1 protein-coding gene and 1 pseudogene are annotated in these 1,506 nt (G+C 62.9%); both read left to right on the top strand.

Annotation, left to right across the window (positions count from 1 at the left end):
* Positions 1-233, top strand: a pseudogene (locus XF30_RS39540) (methyl-accepting chemotaxis protein); the annotation flags it as partial.
* Between the two features lie 244 nt (positions 234-477).
* A partial coding sequence (locus tag XF30_RS28100) for a CHASE3 domain-containing protein (protein ID WP_146207812.1) occupies positions 478-1,506 on the top strand: 1,029 nt, incomplete at its 3' end.

Genomic DNA, 1,506 nt, shown 5'->3' with positions numbered 1-1,506 from the left:
CGGCTGCGGTGGAAGAGCAGGGCGCCGCGACGCAGGAGATTGCCCGCAACGTGCAGCAGGCGGCGCAGGGCACCCAGCAGGTGTCGTCCAACATCACGGACGTGCAGCGCGGCGCGACCGAGACCGGCACGGCCTCCTCGCAGGTGCTGTCCGCGGCGCAGATGCTGTCGAATGATTCGGGCCGGCTGAAGAACGAGGTCAGCAAGTTCCTGACCAACGTCCGCGCCGCGTAGACAGACGTGGGTTCCACAAGCAAGGGCGGCGCCATCGGCGCCGCTCATAGTTTTTCCTGCGCGCGTTGCGCTGTCGATATGCCCGTAGAATTGCGACGTACTCTTCAGCGAAAGCTCCGTACTACTGCGTAGCGTCGTTAAACCTAACAATCCTGAGCGACGGTAAGATCGTGGCGGAAGTCGTAGCACGATCGGAGCCGGTCCGGACCAGCAACTCCCGACCGTCAGCATTGGGGAGGATTTAATGTCTTGGATCAACAACCTTCGTATTTCCATTAAGGTTTCCGCCGTATTCGCGGCGATCTGTCTCGTCGTCGCCGGCAGCACCGCAGCCATCTACAACTCGCTGAGCGTAATGAATTCCACGGCGAAGATGACAGTGCATACCTATCAGGTGCTGGAGCAGCTTTCCGAGCTTGTCGGTGCGATGGTCAATCAGGAAACCGGCGTTCGCGGCTATCTCGTGTCTGGCGATGCCGGCTTTCTCGCTCCTTACGAAGCCGGGCTGAAACAATTTCAGACTGCGGCGGCCAAAGTCGGCAGCCTGACCTCGGACAACGCCACGCAGCAGAAGCGACTCGAGCAGGTCAAGGCGCTTGCCAACGACTGGGCAACCAACGTCGCGCAGCGCGAAATCGCGCTGATGAAGGATCCGGCAACCCAGGCGAAGGCGCGTGAGCTCGAGGCTTCCGGAGCCGGCAAGAAGTCGATGGATGGCCTCCGCGCCGTCGTCCAGGAAATGGACAGGGAAGAGCGGTCGCTGTTGTCAGTGCGGGCGGCTGCCTCCGACGCCGCCTCGTCCAGCGCCACCATGGCCATGCTGATCGGAGGCCTCGTCACCCTGCTGCTCTCGCTCGTGGGCGCCTTCGGCGTCGCCTTCGCGGTCACCCGCCCGATCCAGCGCATCACGACCGAGATGGGTGTTCTCGCGAATGGGGACACCTCGGTGATCGTATCGGGTATCGAACGCAAGGACGAGATCGGTGAGATGGCTCAGGCGGTCCAGGTGTTCAAGACCAATGCCATCGAGGTCGAGCGGCTGAAGGCGGAACAGGCTGAAACCGAGCGTCGCAATGCCGAGCAGCGCAAACGCGACATGGTCAGGCTCGCCGACGACTTCGAGAGCGCCGTCGGCCAGATCATCGGAACAGTGTCGTCGGCATCGACCCAGCTGGAAGCATCGGCCACCACCCTCACAGGTACGGCCGAGCGGTCCCAGAAGCTCGCGACCACGGTGGCCGGCGCTTCGGAGGAAGCCTCCACCAACGTGCAG

The sequence above is a fragment of the Bradyrhizobium sp. SUTN9-2 genome, from assembly GCF_003122645.1.
GTDB lineage: Bacteria > Pseudomonadota > Alphaproteobacteria > Rhizobiales > Xanthobacteraceae > Bradyrhizobium > Bradyrhizobium yuanmingense.
The sequence above is the reverse complement of the archived record's forward strand: the minus strand, read 5'-3'. Positions and strand labels throughout refer to the sequence as shown.